Here is a 17,153-nt window from a genome sequence, read left to right on the forward strand (position 1 = left end):
CCTTCACGAACCGGGATCGGTTCGTGAAGGCCGATGTCATGCGACCCCGCGGGGCCGGCGGGTTACTTGATGTAGACGAGGCCGTCGGTGGTGATCGTGGGGCGGCCGCTGGTGCCGACCACCACGATCTTGACCGTGTGCTTGGCGCTGCTCGACCAGGTCTTGATCCAGATCGCCTGCCGGTACAGGGTGGTGGAGGACTTCAGGTCGACGGTGCTGACCTTGACGCCGTCGACGTAGACGTACGCCTGGCCGGAACTGGAGGCGCGGGAGACCACCCAGGAGGCGGAGCGTCCGGTGAACGTCCAAGTGAGGCTCGCGCCCTTGGAACCGCTGGAGTACGACTTGCCGCCCAGGTGACTGGTGGAGGAACGGGTCGTCCAGCTACCGGACTTGATCGCGGAGGTCTCCTGCAGGATCACCGGGGTATACGAGGGGGAGGACGTGCGGTAGTTGCCGGCGTAGTCGTAGGCCCGCATCGACCAGGTGGTGGCGGTGCCGGACTTGGCGGTGCGCTTGGAGCTGGTCGTGGTCGGTCCGTACGTGGCGGTGGCGGGAGACAGCAGCTTCACGTAACGCAGGGCGGCGTTGTCCGTGGCCTTCCAGCCGAGGGTGACGGGGACGGCGCTGGTGTTGACGGTGCCGGTGCGCAGGGAGATCTTCGGCGTGGTGGTGAAGGCCGGCGCGGTCGTCTCCGCTTTGACGTTCAGCGCGGTGGTGGTCGCGGTCTTGCCGGACTGGTGCACGGCCCGCACGGCGACGGTGTGGCTGCCCAGGGCCAGGGTGGCACTGGCAGAGGTGGCCGTACCCGAGGTGGTGGCCACGGCCTTGCCGTCGACCAGCAGCTGGAAGCTCTTGACGAGCGAGGCCGGCGTGGTGGCCGTCCAGTGCACCTTGACGGCGCCCTTGGTGTAGTACGTCGAGCCCGACACGCCTGCCCCGCCGACCGAGGTGACCTTCAGCCCCTGCACCGGCCCCGACGCCCAGGCGCGGATCGTCGGCAGCTGCGCGTAGAGCGAGCCGCCGGGGCACTGGGTGTTGTAGCCGTCGCGATGGCCGGAGATCCGGTTGAACGTGTACGAGCTGCCCGCGGTGAAGCCGTTGCCGAAGTAGTTCTTCTGGGCCGCGCCCGCCTTGAGCTGCACGGTCGAGGCGGGGTCGGCGCCGTACTGGCCGAGCTTCCAGGCCGCGATACGGGCGACCGAGGCCAGCGCCGCGTTGGACGCGCTGGTGGAGGTGTACTCACCCAGCACCGCGATGCCCGCCGACTCCCGTTCCAGCCGTAGGTGTGCGCACCCAGCACCGGCAGGTCCACACCGCCCTTGCGGCCCTCGAAGATCGTGCCGCACTTGTCGACCAGGAAGTTGTAGCCGATGTCGTTCCAGCCGTTGACCTGCGTGTGGTACGCGTAGATGCCCCGCACGATTGCCGCCGAATCGGCGCACGAGTAGTCGTTCGTGCCGTCCGTGTGGTGGACGAAGACGGCCTTCACGTCGGCGTTGTACTCCGACGGGTCGGGGCTGAGCGACTCGTCGGCGCCCCACCCGGCCCGCGAGACGATCGGCGGCTCGGGCACGGTCGACGGCGGCGCGGTGGGCGTGGTCGCGGTCGGGCTCGCGGACGTGCTGGTCGAGGCCGACGGGGACGAGGATGCGGAGGCCGAGTCGCTCGCAGACGCCGACGCGCTGTCCGTCGGTGTGGCGCTCGTGCTGTCGCTCGGGGACACAGAGTCGGTCGGCGTCACGGAGTCGGTGGGCGACGCGCTCGGGGACGTCTCCGCCACGTACGCGGCCGGCTCGGTCTGCTTCTGCTCGGCGGCGGTTGCCACCCCCGGGTCGACCAGGTTGACCTGGAGCCCCTTGGGCAGGCCGGAGCTGGTGGAGCCGTCCTTGTGGGCGACCTGGACCTGGACGCCGTCGGAGGGGCCGACCCAGATCGCCTCGGTCGCGCCGCGCGCGTCGGCGCCGGCCTCGGGGTCCTCCAGCGGGTCCACGTTCGACTCGAGGTCCTGCCAGTCGGTCCACTTGCCGGTATCGGCGCTGCGGGTGCGCACCTGCGCCGTGCCGTGCAGCCGCTTGCCGGCGTCGGTCCAGGAGACGCCGAGCATCGAGAACTGCTTGGTGTCCGTGCCCGGCAGCTCCCGCTTGCCGCTCGCGGTACGCGCCGAGCTCGGTGCGCGTCTCCTTCTGCAACCAGGTCCACTTCTTCGCCAGCGCCGACGCCGCAAAGGGCTGGCTCACCGAGCACCCCGACGCCCGGGTGCTGCCCGTCGCCGACGCCTACGAGGTCGGACGCCCCCTCATCGAGCAGATCCTGGCCGGCAACACCCAGACCGGCTGCTGCTGAACACTCCCGAGGGGCTGCTCCCGGATCCGGGAGCGAAAGATCCCGGATCCGGGCACGTCAGGCCAGTGCAGCGGTGCCGCCGGGCGGGTCCTCGGGCAAGGGCAAGGCGATGGCCCCGTCCGGCGGGCAGGGCTTGGGCCGGCGCGGCTCACGCACCCCCGCACCGCCGGGACCGGAGCCGCCGCTGGGGCCGGGGCAGGCGGCCGCGAGCCGGATCACTCGCAGCGTGGACGCGGCCCACCCCAGCGTGACCAGGGCGGCAGCCGAGCCGGTGGGCAGGAGAACGTCGGCCGCCGCGCCGCCCGTGAGGAGACCGGCGACTGCTGCGACTGCCGCCAGAGACCAGCGGAAACACCCGCGGTAGGTCACGACGGTTCGGCCCAGTCGTACGACGCTACGCGGCCCCTGCCACCTGGTGCACGGACGGCGCCCGCAGCGCAGGCAAGACGAGCAGCGGGCGCTATGGGAGGAACAGTCGTTGGCCACGTACGGCCTCCATCCACGGGCGCAGAGGCGCGTTACAGCATCCAGCTTGAGACCGAGCCAGTCAGCCGGGCAACCGTCTTTAGCCTTGCGCTTTCATGAAGCGTGCTGTCCGGCAGGTGATCAGGCAAGCGGAAAGTGCCCCTGACCAGCGAGAATGAGGATTTCTGAGGTCCTTGTTCCCGCCCCTGTCGGAGGCACTTTCCAGGTGAAGCAGCCTATCGGGTCCTATCCCCATGTCCTTGTCCGAGATGACGGCCGGGCCGTGGTCTCGCAGGCCGGTTCGGTCCTGCTGGTCGAAACGGTCCGCAAGACCGGCCTTGACCAGGCCATATCCGCAGCACTCGCCCCCTGGCGAAAACCGCGGGCCGTCCACGACCCGGGCAAGATACTCGTGGATCTTGCGTTGGCGATCGCGCTCGGCGGGGACTGCCTCGCCGACATTGCATTGCTGCGGGCCGAGCCAGCCGTGTTCGGGCCGGTGGCCTCCGACCCGACGGTCTCCCGTCTGATCGACATCCTCGCAACCTCCGGCGGGAAAGCACTGACAGCTATCCGCAACGCCCGGTCCGAAGTCCGCAGACACGTCTGGAAGTTGGCCGACGGCCGGGCTCCGGACGCCGGTGGGCAGGTGACCGTGGACCTGGACGGAGTCCTGGTCGTCGCCCACTCGGACAAGCAGGATGCCGCCCCGACCTGGAAAAAGACCTACGGTCACCACCCGCTGATGGGGTTCGTCGACCATGGGCCGGGCGGGACCGGCGAACCGGTGGCCGCTCTGCTCCGCCCCGGGAACGCGGGCTCGAACACCGCCGCCGACCACATCGCGGCCGCCCGCCTCGCCCTGGCTCAACTGCCCCCAAAATACCGGCGGGGGCGGCAGACCCTCATCCGCTGCGACTCCGCGGGCGGCACCCACGAGTTCGTGGCCTGGCTCGCCCAGCGGGGCCGATGGCTGTCCTACTCGGTCGGCATGGTGATCACCGAGGCCATCCACCAGCACGTCCTCAAGGTCCCGGCATCGGCCTGGACTCCGGCCATCGAGACCGGCGGTGAGGTCCGCGACGGTGCCTGGGTCGCCGAACTCACCGGGGACCTGCTCGAGGGCTGGCCGAAGGGTCTGCGGTTGATCGTTCGCAAGGAACGGCCGCATCCCGGGGCCCAGTTGAGAATCACGGACGCGGACGGCATGCGGATCACCTGTTTCGCCACCAATACTCCCGACCGGCCGATCGCTGAACTCGAGCTCCGTCACCGGCTGCGGGCCCGCGCCGAGGACCGGATCCGGGCCGCGCGTTCGACCGGGCTTCGGAACCTGCCCCTGCACGACACGGCACAGAACCAGGTCTGGCTGGAGATCGTCCAACTCGCGCTCGACCTGCTGGCCTGGATGCCCATGCCCGCCCTGACCGGCCAGGCGAGGCTCTGGGAACCGCGTCGTCTGCGGTTCCGCCTATTCTCCGCAGCCGCCCAGCTCGTCACCACTGGCCGGCGCCGCCTCCTCCTCCTCGCCCGTCACTGGCCCTGGACAGTTGAGATCACCACCGCTCTGGAACGGCTCATGCTGCTGCCGAATCCGGCTGACCGACGGCTCCACCTGTCCCTGCGAGAGAGCGTTCCAGTCCAGAGCAGTGGAACCCGGCGTCCACCCGAGACGACACTCGGGCCCTCGGCCTGTCCACCATCAGCCACAGAAAGCGGAATGGTCCGCCGACTCCGTCGGCGGACCATCACGAAAGATCGAGGTTAGGGATGACTGCGCACGCCGAATGCGGAACAGCCGTTGAGATGGGCCAAGATCATGAGACAAAATGCCGTGGCCTCTAAATGAGACAGATGGAAAGGCCCAGGCCACTACACCGGAACGGGACATTCCGAATGCGGCCCTACACCGGTGTAGGCTCGTATTTCGCGTGTCCCTTTCTCATTGACGATGGCCTTTGTCCGGCCCAAGGGACAGCGCAATGAGACGCACGCTTGTCCTGTTGTCCCGTCTCGCTGAGCATGGATAAATCTCACTGATCTGAGCGGGGCGGCCTCGAATCTCATGCTCGGTGGCTGTTGTCGAGGGCGGGGTCACCCTCTGGGGCGACTCGCGTCCCGATCCATGTGGCTTGTCTCACGGCATCCGTGACGATCGAGTCATGGGCGAGGTACAGGTCCTGCAGGGTAGGGCTCCGCCGGAGGTCAATGGCGGCCTCTCAGGTAATGGCGGACGCCAACTTTCAGCTCCTTGACCGGGCACTGGGTGCGGTTCCAGAGGCGGCTTTGCCGCCGTTCGCACTGGTGGATGCGTTGCCTCTGCCGGTGGTCGAGGAGGCCCGGTTCTGGGGACGGCACGTCGTGAAAGTGATCACGGTCTGCCGCCGGATGCGGAGGAGGGCACGGCTGCCCGACCGGAGTACGACCCAGCCGGGCGGACGCTCCTGGAACGGGAGTCCGCGAAGGTCGCCGAACTGGCGTCCGGCGGACAGCAGATCAGCCAGAAGACATTCTTCCGGATGCGGCAGCGTTACGAGGCCGAGGGGTTGTGGTGGTTGATGGTTGGGCGGTCCCGAAAGCGCCCAGCCTGGGCGGATGCCTCGGTTCACCTTCGTGCGCCCCCTCGGCCGGACTTCCCACCCTGGTCCGAGGTGGCTTGAATGAGACTGCTGTGCCTCGGAGCCCGGGGTGGTGTGTGCAAGGGCATACACGTGCAACGCATTCACCGTTCTCCGGGCGCTTCCTTTTGTGCCCCCAAGGGGAGCGCTGAAGAGGCTGGGCGCGTGTGTCGGTCCACTCAGTTGGCATTGAATTCCGGGCTTTACGCCACCCTCTGGTGCGACGTGGACGCGGGGACTACTGCGGATCGCGTTGGTGATCTGTGTGCGAGGAGGTGCCTGGCATGCCTGTGATGCATGTCTTGCTCTGTGGGGGGCCAGCCAGATTCCCTGAGGACTGGCGGCGGATGGCCATCGACGTCGGGCAGCTTGATGACCGGATCACGGTCCCCTTCTATGGCGGCTTCGAACACTTCGAGCGCCTGACTGACGAAGTGGATGCTGCGGAAGGGGCTGGGGAAGAGGCCGTCCTGCGCTACCAGTGGCTCTATCGCACCGAGATCGCCGAGTGAGGATCAGGGGTTGCGGCCATGAACGAGCGGGATTCTCGCACGGTAGCGATCACCTCGGAGCAGCGAGTCGCCACGGTGCATGATGGCGCCGTCGCGATTGTCGGCATGGCGGGCCGGTTTCCCGGGGCCGACGGTGTCACGGCGTTGTGGGAGGTGCTGTCGCACGGCAGGGAAACCGTGTGCCAGGCGCCGGCGGACCGCACGTGGATGCATGACCTGTACGCCCCCAATCCGGGCGGACCGGGATGGATCCCTACCGACCGGGGCGGTTTCCTGTCCGGGGTGGACGAGTTCGATGCCGCCTTCTTCGACATGACGCCCCGTGAGGCGTCCCGCGCCGATCCCCAGCTGCGGCTGCTGCTGGAGACCGCCCACAACGCCTTCGAGGACGCGGGTATGACGGCAGACCAGCGACGTGGCACGACGGCTGGGGTGTTCGTCGGCAACATCAGTGATGATTACTGGCTGCGCCAGCTCAATGGGCTGGAGGACCTGGACTTCTACGCCGAGGTCGGCGCGCACTGCAGGAGCGCGCTGTCCGGACGGCTCGCTTACGCTTTCGACCTGCGCGGGCCCTCTCTCACGGTGGATACCGCCTGTGCGTCGTCGCTGGCGGCTGTTCATCTGGCCTGCCAGAGCCTGCGAGCCGGTGAGTGCCAGGTGGCCCTTGCCGGTGCGGCCAACGTGATTCTCACCCCGCACTCGTATCTGACGTTCAGTTCGGCCGGAGCGCTGTCCTCGCGGGGGAAGAGCAGTTTCGCCAGTGCCGCCGCCGACGGGTTCGTGCGCGCGGAGGCCGTGGCCGTGATCGTGCTCAAGCCGCTCAGCGCGGCCCTGGCCGACGGCGACCGGATCCGGGCAGTGTTGTTGGGCAGCGCCATCTCCAGCAACGGATTTACGGGCAACGGACTGGCGGCGCCCTCCGTCGACGGGCAGGTGGCCACGCTCACCGCCGCATACGATCGGGCGGGGGTGGATCCGCGCACGGTGGCCTACGTGGAGGCGCACGGTACTGGCACCCCTGCTGGTGACCGGATCGAACTGGCTGCCCTCGCCGAGGTCATGGGCCCGCGCCCCGACAAGGCCGAGCTGTGCCTGATCGGTTCGGTGAAGACCAACCTGGGGCACACCGAGGCGACCGCGGGGCTCGTCGGTCTGATCAAGGCGGTGCTCTGCCTGGAGCGAGGCGTCGTCCCGGCCGACCCGCACGCCGGACCGCCTGCTGACGCCAGCGGCGGGGAGCATGTGCTGCGGCTGCCGTCGAGCACCGTGGTGCTGCCCGAAGCCGCTGTCGCCGGGGTCAGCAGCTTCGGGGTCACCGGTACGAACGCGCACGTGGTGGTCGGCTCGGCGCCGTCTGCCACACCGGTCCCGGCCGGGCCGGGACCGTATGTGCTGCCTGTGTCCGCGCGCTCGCCTGGCGCACTTCGGGAACTCGCCCGCCGGTACGCCGATCTGCTCGAGGCGGACAACGCGGGGCAGGTGTGCACGGCTGCCGCCCAGCGCCGTGACCACTACGAGCACCGGCTTGCGGTGACCGGGGCGTCATTCGCCGAACTGGCCGACGGGCTGCGGGACTTCGCATCCGGACGGGCCCGGGACTCGGCCGCGTACGGCTGCGGGCCGCGCCCTCGGGTCGTGTTCGTCTACCCCGGGCAGGGATCGCAGTGGCACGGGATGGGGCGCGCATTGCTGGGGGCGAGCAGGCCGTTCCGCGAGGCCATGGAGGCGTGCGAAGAGGTGATCCAGACGCACGGCGGCTGGTCCCTGCTCGACGCGCTGCAGGGCGAGGACGGCGACTGGCTGACACGGACCTCTGCCGTCCAGCCGGCCCTGTGGGCGATGAGCGTCGCACTGACCGAGGTCTGGCGCGCCTGGGGACTCGCGCCCGACGCTGTCGTGGGCCAGAGCCAGGGCGAGATCGCTGCTGCGTACTGTGCGGGGGCGCTCTCCCTCGAGCAGGCCGGCCTGCTCAGCTGCAGGCGGGCCCGGCTGGTCGAGGATCTGGCTCCGGTGGGCGCTATGGCCTGGATCGGGACGAGCCCCGGCGATCTGCCCGGCCTGCTGCGCGACCTGGGCGCCACGGCCACCGAAGCGGTACGGGAAAGCCCCGTCTCAGGCGTGGTGTCAGGAGCGGCCGACCAGATCGAGCGGATCGTGAACGGCTGCGAGGGCCGTGACATCCCGGCCGTACGGCTGCCGGTCTCCTACGCCGCGCACAGCCCCCATATCGATCCGGTCCAAGCACCGTTGATGGCCGAGCTGGACGGCTGGGCGCCCGGTGAGACCAGCATCCCGTTCTGGTCCACGGTGACCGGCGGCCTGCTGAACGGAGCCGCCCTGGACGCGCCCTACTGGTGGCGGAATCTGCGCGAGCCGGTTCTCCTTCATCCCGTGGTGACCGCTTTGGCCGCGGGGCCGGCTCCGGCCCTGTTCCTCCAGATTTCCCCGCACCCGGTGCTCGGCTCGGCTCTGCGGCGCAACCTCGGCGGCAGTTCGGCCATGGTCGCCGGGACACTCCACCGTGACGTCCCCGACCCTCAGGCTCTTCTCCGCTCGCTGGGCGAGGTGTATGCCGCGGGGTGCGCAGTCGACTGGCAACAGGTGCACGGACGGCGCGCGCCGATCACGGACCTGCCCGCTTATCCATGGCAACGGACCCGCCACTGGCATCAGCCCCAGGATTGTCCCTGGCCGCCTATTGGTGGCACGGAGAGGCCCCAGCACGTAGCGGCACCGGTTGAGGACGAGGCACCTGGGCCGGGAGGGAACTCTTCCGGCTCCGGGTTGCCCTCGGACAAGCGTCCCCGGAGCGGGGCAGGCACACCGCCGGCATCTGCACCGCCTCACCCCATGCTCGGAGAGCCGGTCGGCGAGGACCCGGACCGCCGAGAATGGCAAGGCCCCCTTCTGACGGAAGCCACGCGATTCCTGACTGACCATCAAGTGGCCGGTGTCGCGGTGATGCCCGGCGCCGGATGCCTGGAACTCGCATACGCCGCCGCCGGACACCTGCCCGGTGACCTGTCCTGGACAGTCACCGGCCTGGAGTTCCGCGAAACGCTCCTCCTGGACGACGACACGGCTCGACTGCGTGTCAGGGGCGAACGTCAGGGGCGGAATTGGCGCCTGGACGTCAGCAGCCGCCCGGGGCAGGACGGGACGTGGACCGAGCACTCCCGGGCCACCCTGCGGCCGTGCGAACCGGACACCCCGCAGGCCGTACCACTCGCAGAGCTGCGCCGCCGCTGCCCCGACGAGCAGCCCGGCGACCGGTTCTACCGGGATCGGGCGGACAACGGGAACACCTGGCAAGGAGCCTTCCGCGGGATCGGGCGACTCTGGTTCGGCGCCGGTGAGATCCTCGCTCAGATCGAGCCGAATCACGACAGTGGTTACTATCTGCACCCGGCGACGGCGGACGCCTGCCTGCAGACCGCCGTGCCCCTGCTGCCGGGCGGCGGTCGCGGTGTGCTCCTGCGGGCCATCGCCACCGCCCGGCTGCACCGGCCCGCCGGTTCCGGCCCTGTTTGGTGCCATGCCCGGCTCCGCACGGACGCCCCGCCCACCGTCGACCTGACCGTGACCGACGACACCGGCGCCGTCGTCGCGGAACTGGCAGGTGTCACCGCCGAGCCGCTTGCCCCGGCCACCGGTCTTCAGGAGGAGGGCGCCATGACCGCCACGGCCACTACGGCCACCGCTCCGTGGCTGCACAAGCTCTCGTGGGTGGAGGTGCCTGATACACCCGTGCCCGCAGATCACGGCCGTTGGCTGCTGCTGCCTGGCGGCAGTGGCCTCGAAGGTCCGCTGCGCGACGCCCTCGGCGCGGCCGGGGCGACGGTGGTGACGGTCCGTCATGGGCGTCGTTACGCCCCCGAAGGGCCGGACCGATACCGCATCGTCCCTGGAGTGGAATCCGATCTCACGCAGGTGGTGAACGACGCCCTGAGGCACGGTCCGCTCCACGGAGTCATCGCCCTCCATCCGCTCACGCTCGACGACTGCGCCCACTCGACCCCGCTGGAACTGCACGATGCCGTCACGGACTTGTGCGGTCAGACTGCGAGTCTGTACCGGGCACTCGCGGATGCCGGGCCCATCCTCCCTGACTGCCTTGTCCTCATCACCCGAGGCGCGCAGGCGCCGGACGGCAGCACACCCATCCTTCCCTGGCAGCGGGCCCTATGGGCGTTCACCCGCGCGATCGGCCGCGAGCACACCGCGTTTTGTACCGCGTTGGTGGACCTGCCGCCGGAGCCCGACGCAGGCGACGCCGAGGCGATCACGCAGGCGGTGCTGTCTCGCGGCCCCGAGACCCAGCTGGTGCTGCGGGCCGGGAAGCACCTCGCACCCCGGCTTCGCCCCGGAGCCCCAGTGGCTGCCGCACCCCGGGTTTCCGCACAGCGCGCGCCGGAACCCGGTGACGCGCGGCAGAAGCAGCAGGTCCAGCGCACCGAGCAGACGCCGGAACCTGGTGACCCGACCCGCATCGAGCTCCACGTCACCCACGTAGGCCACCCGGTGTCATGGGCCGGCGGGGTGTACGACTGCGTCGGCACGGTGGCCCGGCCCGGCGCAGCGGGGCTCCTTGCGGGCGACCGCGTCCTGGCCTTGGCCCATGGCACCGCGAGCGGGCGAGTGCTGGCCGACCCGAACCTGGTGACACGTATCCCGTCCCGTCTCGTCAACGCCGAGGCCGCAGCACTGCCTGTGGCCTACAGCACCGCCTACCACGCGCTGGTGGAGCTCGCGCGGCTACGGCCCGAGGAGATCGTGCTGCTCCATGCCGCTGCCGACGCTATCGGCATGGCCGCGCTGGCAGTTGCCCGCTGGCTCGGTGCGACCGTCTACGCGACCGCCGCGACGGAGGCGGGCCGGGACATGCTGCGCCAGCTGGGAGCGGCCCGGGTCGCCGACTGTGCCTGCTTCGCCGAAGAGTTCCGCGACACCGGCGTCGACGTCATCGTGAACACGCTGACGGGAACCGCGGCCGAGCAGAGCCTCGCCCTGCTGAACACGCTGGGCAGGTACGTCGATGTGACGCCCGGCGGCACTCTCCCCCCGGCGGCATTCACCCGAGGCCGCTGCTACCTGCCCGTCGGCCTGGCCGACCTCTACCAGCACGCGCCTCGCCGCCTGGGCTCCGTACTGGGCACCGTGGTCGACCTGATCGACCGTGGACAGCTGCCGCTGCCCGCCTTCCGCGTCGTACCCCAGGGCGCCTCGCCGAACGGCCACCTCGGCACACTGGTACACCCCGTGCGCGACCCGGCACCCCGCCCCGCAGAAACGGCACACGGCCCAGTCCGCGCCGACGCCACCTACCTGATCACCGGAGGGCTCGGCGGCATCGGCCGCGAACTCGCCCACTGGCTGATCTCGCAGGGCGCCCGCCATCTGCTGCTCACCGGGCGCACACCACCCCGAGCCGGCGATCCGCGGGTAACCGAACTCGAACGCCTCGACGGCCATGCCCAGGTCACCTACGCCGCGATTGACGCAGCAGACGAGGCAGCCCTGGCCGACCTGCTCCGGGAGCGAGAACTGCACGGGCTACCTGATGTCGCCGGCGTGGTCCACGCAGCAGGCGTGCTCGACCCGGCACCGGCCCGGGACCTCTCCGACCAGGAACTGGCGCTCAACCTGAGCCCCAAGGTCGCCGGAGGATGGGCACTGCACCGGTTGTTCAAGCGGCGACCGCTCGACTTCTTCGTGCTCTTCTCCTCGACCGCCTCCGTGCTGAGCGGCCTCACCGTCTCCTACCATCTGGCCCCCTACGCCGCCGGGAACGCCTTCCTGGACGCCCTGGCCGACCACCGGCGCGCGGCGGGCCTCCCGGCGACCGTTGTCAACTGGGGCTACTGGACCGACACGGGACTCGCAGCCCGCCTCAGCCGTGACAGCGGGCATGACGTGCGGCCCACAGGAATGGGTGCGATCCGCACCCAGGACGCCCCCGAGCTGTTCGCGGCGGTGCTGCGCACCGAGGGGCAGATGATCTGCCTGCCCGCTGACTGGGCCCAGTACACGACCGCCTACCCCGACGATGCCCGCGACCTCCTGCTGGCAGACCTCACCAGTACGGCGGACCCGCCCGCCGCGCCGGCTCCGCTTCCCTCACCCCGCCCCTCGGCCATCACGTCGAGGCCCGCTCCGCCGCCGTCGGATGCGTCCCGGCCGTCGGCCGCGTCCCAGGCTCCCGCTCCGCCGCCCCGCCCCACCCCCGCAGACGACGACATGGAGGACTGCCTCGTCCAGCAGCTCGCACGGGTTCTCGGCTGCGACCCGGACGACATCGACCGGAGCAAGGCGATGAACCGACACGGCATGGACTCCCTCATGGCGGTGGAGTTGCGCACCCGGCTGCGCAGGGAACGAGAGGTCGACGTGCCGGTGAAGGAACTTCTGTCCTCCGAGAGCCTGCGCAGTGTCGCAGCACGGCTCACGTCCACCAGGCAGAGTTCGTGAACGGGACGCCACCGCTCAGGTCGGCCCTGGTGACCGGTGCCACGGGCTGGCTCGGCGGCTACCTCTGCGCCGAACTGGCACGCCGCACCCTAGCCGTCGTCTACGCGCTCGTGCGCGCCAACAGCCACACCACCGCCCACCAGCGCCTCACCGACCGGCTCCGTCTCCTCGGCCTGGCGAACCAGGTCGGCGAGCGCGTCATCGCCGTCCCCGGCGACCTGCTCCGCCCCCGCTTCGGCCTGCCTGCCCACGATCACGACGCGCTGGCCGAGACCGTCGACGCGATCTTCCACAGTGCGGCCTCGGTCAACCTGGCCGCCCCCTACGAAGATGCGGCCCAGATCAACATCGGCGGCGTACGCACCGTCGTGGAACTGGCCGAGCGGCGGACCGAACTCACCGGCCACCCACCGCGGTTGCACCACATCTCCACCCTCGGGGCGATCGGCGGGCTGCGCACCGAGGCCGACGAGCGCACCCCGGCGGCCTCCCATACCGCCGCCACCGGCGTCGCCTATGCGCGCACCAAGGCCGTCGCCGAACAAGAAGTGCTCGCCGCACAAGCACGCGGCACACCCGTCACCATCCTTCGTCCCGGTCTGATCACAGCCGACTACACCACCGGACACACCTGGGAGTCCGATCTGCTGGTCCCGCTGCTGCGCGCCAGCGTGGCCGTGGGCCACTACCCCGACCCGGCCGGACACGTGCCCGCCGACACCATCGACACGGTCGCCGCCGCCACCGTCGCCCTGGCCCGGCGCCCCGCCATCACAGCCCAGACCTTCCACCTGGCCCGCCCAGCCCCGCTCGCCATCACGACCGCGCTCGCCGCGCTGTGCCGAGCCGGATACCCCCTGTCCCCCATGCCCCGTGATGCCTGGCAGCGGCTGGTGGACGACCGCGCCGACGACCCGGCCGTGCTCCCCATGGCCGCCCTGCACGAGGCAGGCCGCTACCTTCTGGCCTCCGACCCAGCACACGTCATTCCCCCCATCCGCTGCGACAGGACCTGGACCGCGCTCGCCGAGGCGGGCATCACCCCACCCCCGCTGGACGACGCCTACTTCGACCGGGTCGCCGCCGCACTGATCAGCGACCAACTGCTTCCCCCGGCACCCGGAGCCCAACCGACAGGACGACAGCCATGCCCCGCTTCGACGCGCTGATCGACACCAGACCGTTCGACGACTACCCGGCCGGGGCCGCACAGGCCGCCGCCCTCTGCGAAGAGGCCGGCTACGGAGGCTTCTGGTCCAGCGAGCACTACCACGACCCCTTCCTCGCCCTGACCCATGCCGCGGCCGCGACCAGCACCGTCGACCTCGGCAGCTGCATCGCCATCGCCCTGGCACGAAGCCCGATGACGCTCGCCTACACCGCCAACGACCTGCAACGCCAGAGCCACGGCAGGCTCGTCCTGGGTCTTGGCCCCCAACACTCCAGCCACATCGCCCGCCGCTACAGCATGCCCGCTGACCGGCCGGCGCGGCGCATGGGCGAGTTCGTGGCGGCACTGCGGGCCATCTGGGCCTGCTGGAACCACGGCACACCGCTGGACTTCCAGGGCGACTTCTACACCCACACCCTGATGAACCCCTACCTCGCCCCGCCCGCCAATCCGTTCGGCGCCCCCCGGATCTTCCTCGCCGCCGTCGGCCCGAGGATGACCGAACTCGCCGGACGGATCGCCGACGGCGTCATCGCCCCGCCGTTCGCTACCCGGCGCTACCTCGAAGAAGTATTCCTCCCCGCCGTACACCGGGGCCTGGCCGCCGCGGACCGCCCGCGCAGCGCCCTCACCGTGATGTGCTGTCCGCACGTGGTGACCGGGCGCACACCCGACGAACTGGCACAGACCGCGGCCCTGGCACGTGCCGAGATCGCGCTCCACTGCAGCCCACTCGACAACAGCGTGGTCTACGACCTGCACGGTCTGACCGGGCTGCGCGACAAGGTCAACGAACTCGCCCTCGCCGGCGATCCGAGCACCTGGGACCGGATGGGCGACCTGGTGGACGACACCGTCCTCAACACCTTCGCGATAGTGGCCAAACCCGGCGACGTGGCAACAGCCCTCACCCGCCGTTTCGGCGACCTCGTCGACCGGATCGCCCTACCCGCACCACACTCCACCCCCACCGGCCTGTGGAGCGCAACCCGGCTCGGCCTGGACCAAACCGACCCGGCCATGAGGCCCCTGCCTTGAGAAGACTGCCAGCTGAGGAGAGTGACCGTCTTGCCGGTGGATCAGTCGACCGGAAGGATCAGATGGGACAGGATTGTGCCTTCGTTGGGCACCAGCTGCCTAATCAAACGACGTTGCGTGCGCAGGTGCCGGGCAGTCAACTGCGGGGTTCACAGGACAAGATCGTGAGACGGAATGCCGTGGCCTCTATATGAGACAGCTGGAAAAGCCCAGGCCACCACGCCGGAACGGGACATTCCGAATGCGACCCTACATCGCGGTGTAGGTTCGCAATTCGGATGTCCCTTTCTCAACGACGGTGACCCCTGTTCGGCCCTTGGGACATAGGCTTGAGATAAGCATGCGTCTCGGCCGCGCCGCCCTGAACTGAAAAGAACCCGGATCCTGTCAGGGGCTCGCGTGCGAGGGCTCCTGGGTTGTGGATACGGGGACACTCAAGTGGGGAGCGCGGAGAGGTGTCAGTCGGTCGCCGAATTCTTCTTAGCGCCCAAAAGTCCCAGGACTGAAGCTCCGATGCAGAGCGAACGGGATACAGGGAATCATCGTTTGACTCGGTTGCGAATGGCCATTGCGGCGAGGGCGACGAGCAGGGGTCCGACGATGCGTAGCAGGATCTGAAAAATCTGCCCCCAGCGGTTAACGTTCTCAGGCACCGTTGTGCTCTTGACGTCAACGGCGATCGTGGCGCGCAGGCTGTAGAGCAGAGCGTCCAGGTAGGGCACTGGCTCTCCTGGGAACCCGGCACACTTCATCCCCAAGGCTAGGAGAGCCACCATGGTCAGCAAGACGGTGATCGCTCGTCCCGCACGCAATCCATACCCGGACACCAACCAGTACAGCCACAGCAGTAATTGTTCTCCGCGGCGGGCGCCGGCTCGGCGCATCTCCATCTCGCCGTAGTAGAAATCGGCAGCTCCCGGCTCGTTCTTGCTGTCCTCCAATGCTTTGCGGAGTTGCCGGTACAACACCTCTAGCCGGGCCGGTTCCACTATCTCGATTTTCCCAAGGTCGCGTTCCGGCGGTGGACTCCACCAGCGGGTGCCACCGCCCCGACGGTCGGAGGACTGGGCTGCCCGCTTCGCACGCCAGTGATGCTCATCGGCCAGCACTTTTCGACGTCCCCGTGGGTCATCGGCGAACACGCAGCGCCCATCGAGCACTAACCGGTCCGCACAACTCAACCCAGCGAACAGACATTCGCTCAGATCTACATCAGTCAAGGTCATCGCCTCGGCATCCACGCCGCGCAGCGATATCACCTGCACTGGTGGAACAACTCCCTGATCGTTAGCGAAAGCTGATTCGTCCACGTCCGGAATGGGACGCTGCAAACCATGCACAGCGACTGGACCGGCCAGGACCATATTGGTCAGGTCCACCTCTGCAGCCCTCAAGCGCAGGGTCATCCGCCCTGCCCCCCGCATACCATCTGCCTCGAATCGCTTCGCTACGGCCTCCATACGCAGTTCATCCCGTACGACGGCGCTGCCAAACGAGGCCCAGCCGTTGAAGGCCGCGCGTTCGAAGGAAGCGGGCTCGGCGAAAGTCGCGCCGTAAAAGTTGCCACCCTCAGCGAAGGTTACGTGGTAGAATACGGCGATTCCTGCAAAGGTCGCGCGGTAAAAGACGGCTTTCTTGGTGAAGGTCCCACCATACAGCTCGCAGGCTCCGGAAAATGTCGCGCGGCCGAAGTCGGCCTCTTCAATGAAGGTTGCGTGGCTGAAGTCGGCGTCCTCTGCGAAGGTCGCTCCGTAGAAGTCGACGCACTGGGTAATGGGACGATCGGCCTCCCCGGTAAAGATCGCGTTTGCGAAATCGGCGGCCCCGCCGAAGGTCGCCCCATGGAAGTCGACGCCCTTATTGAAGGTCACACGTCGGAAGTCGACGTCCCCGTCGAAGATCACGCGTCTAAAATCGGCATTACCAGTGAAGGTTGCGCGGCCGAAGTCGGCAGTTCCGACCTGCACTCGGCCCCGATCGTCGGTCAGAGTGTCCAGGAGATCTCGGAGGGTTTCTCCCGCAAAAGTCACGCCTTGGGCATGGATGTCTGCGCCAGGGGACAGAGCGGCCAAGTACGCGTCCTTGGCAGTGGGGGTCAAGTGCGCCAGACACCGGTCGTCGACAACCGGTTCGGCCCCGCACGTCGTCGACTGATTGTCAGGAGCAGATTCCCGACAGCTCCCGTGCTGAAAGAAGTCGATCTTCATCCATAGTCACCTACTGAACCTGTAGCAGCATTCTGAAGCCGCAGCAAGGTGAGCTGTTCCCGACAGGGAGAACGCGGTGCGCATCGGGCCACCGCTGTATGCACCGGCAGTCACCCAGGCGGCAATGCGCTTCCGCCTATGTTCGGCCCGTGCAGGTCCGGTACGCGCAATTCGCTGCAACTTACAACGGCTAACACAATGAGGTGGATCGGTCCTGGTTGCCGTGTCTGGGGCGGGAGTTGGGCGTTCGGTCCCGTGTGGGGATGTCGCCGTGGATCGTGTCGGATGAGCTGTGGGATCACCTGGAGCCGCTGCTGCCGCAGCG

At 68.9% G+C, this 17,153-nt stretch carries 7 protein-coding genes and 3 pseudogenes; 7 read left to right on the forward strand and 3 right to left on the reverse strand.

Going from position 1 to position 17,153, the window contains the following annotated elements:
- Window positions 1–62: 62 nt before the first annotated feature.
- A pseudogene (locus GAS53_RS46230) lies at window positions 63–2,107 on the reverse strand (peptidoglycan recognition protein family protein).
- A 65-nt stretch (window positions 2,108–2,172) separates the two neighbouring features.
- On the opposite strand from GAS53_RS46230, the gene merB reads away from it, so the two are divergent.
- Window positions 2,173–2,346, forward strand: a complete 174-nt coding sequence (merB, locus tag GAS53_RS46235; protein ID WP_225859530.1) for an organomercurial lyase — start codon at window positions 2,173–2,175, stop codon at window positions 2,344–2,346.
- Between the two features lie 57 nt (window positions 2,347–2,403).
- On the opposite strand, the gene GAS53_RS46240 is transcribed toward merB, so the two are convergent.
- The gene (locus tag GAS53_RS46240; RefSeq protein ID WP_151483791.1) at window positions 2,404–2,715 is read right to left on the reverse strand and encodes a hypothetical protein; all 312 of its coding nucleotides are present in this window, start codon (window positions 2,713–2,715) and stop codon (window positions 2,404–2,406) included.
- Window positions 2,716–3,037: 322 nt separating this feature from the next.
- On the opposite strand from GAS53_RS46240, the pseudogene GAS53_RS46245 reads away from it, so the two are divergent.
- From GAS53_RS46245 to GAS53_RS46260, 5 genes and pseudogenes are all read left to right on the forward strand, one after another.
- A pseudogene (locus tag GAS53_RS46245) lies at window positions 3,038–4,408 on the forward strand (IS1380 family transposase); the annotation flags it as partial.
- Between the two features lie 1,314 nt (window positions 4,409–5,722).
- Window positions 5,723–5,941, forward strand: a complete 219-nt coding sequence (locus tag GAS53_RS55710; RefSeq protein ID WP_225859532.1) for a DUF5988 family protein — start codon at window positions 5,723–5,725, stop codon at window positions 5,939–5,941.
- An 18-nt stretch (window positions 5,942–5,959) separates the two neighbouring features.
- Window positions 5,960–12,412, forward strand: a complete 6,453-nt coding sequence (locus tag GAS53_RS46250; RefSeq protein ID WP_151483792.1) for a type I polyketide synthase — start codon at window positions 5,960–5,962, stop codon at window positions 12,410–12,412.
- Window positions 12,413–12,441: 29 nt separating this feature from the next.
- Entirely contained in the window at window positions 12,442–13,581 is a 1,140-nt protein-coding gene (locus tag GAS53_RS46255) for a thioester reductase domain-containing protein (protein ID WP_192583582.1), read from the forward strand.
- Window positions 13,560–14,621 carry a TIGR03617 family F420-dependent LLM class oxidoreductase gene (locus GAS53_RS46260; protein WP_151483794.1) on the forward strand — a complete coding sequence of 354 codons (1,062 nt, stop codon included), beginning with the start codon at window positions 13,560–13,562 and terminating at the stop codon, window positions 14,619–14,621. Before GAS53_RS46255 ends, GAS53_RS46260 begins: the two co-directional genes overlap by 22 nt.
- 539 nt (window positions 14,622–15,160) lie before the next feature.
- On the opposite strand, the gene GAS53_RS46265 is transcribed toward GAS53_RS46260, so the two are convergent.
- Window positions 15,161–16,828, reverse strand: coding sequence for a pentapeptide repeat-containing protein (locus GAS53_RS46265; RefSeq protein ID WP_151483795.1), 1,668 nt, complete (start codon window positions 16,826–16,828; stop codon window positions 15,161–15,163).
- Window positions 16,829–17,046: 218 nt separating this feature from the next.
- On the opposite strand from GAS53_RS46265, the pseudogene GAS53_RS46270 reads away from it, so the two are divergent.
- Window positions 17,047–17,153, forward strand: a pseudogene (locus GAS53_RS46270) (IS5/IS1182 family transposase); the annotation flags it as partial.

The organism is Streptomyces albicerus, from assembly GCF_008905045.1.
Lineage (GTDB): Bacteria > Actinomycetota > Actinomycetes > Streptomycetales > Streptomycetaceae > Streptomyces > Streptomyces albicerus.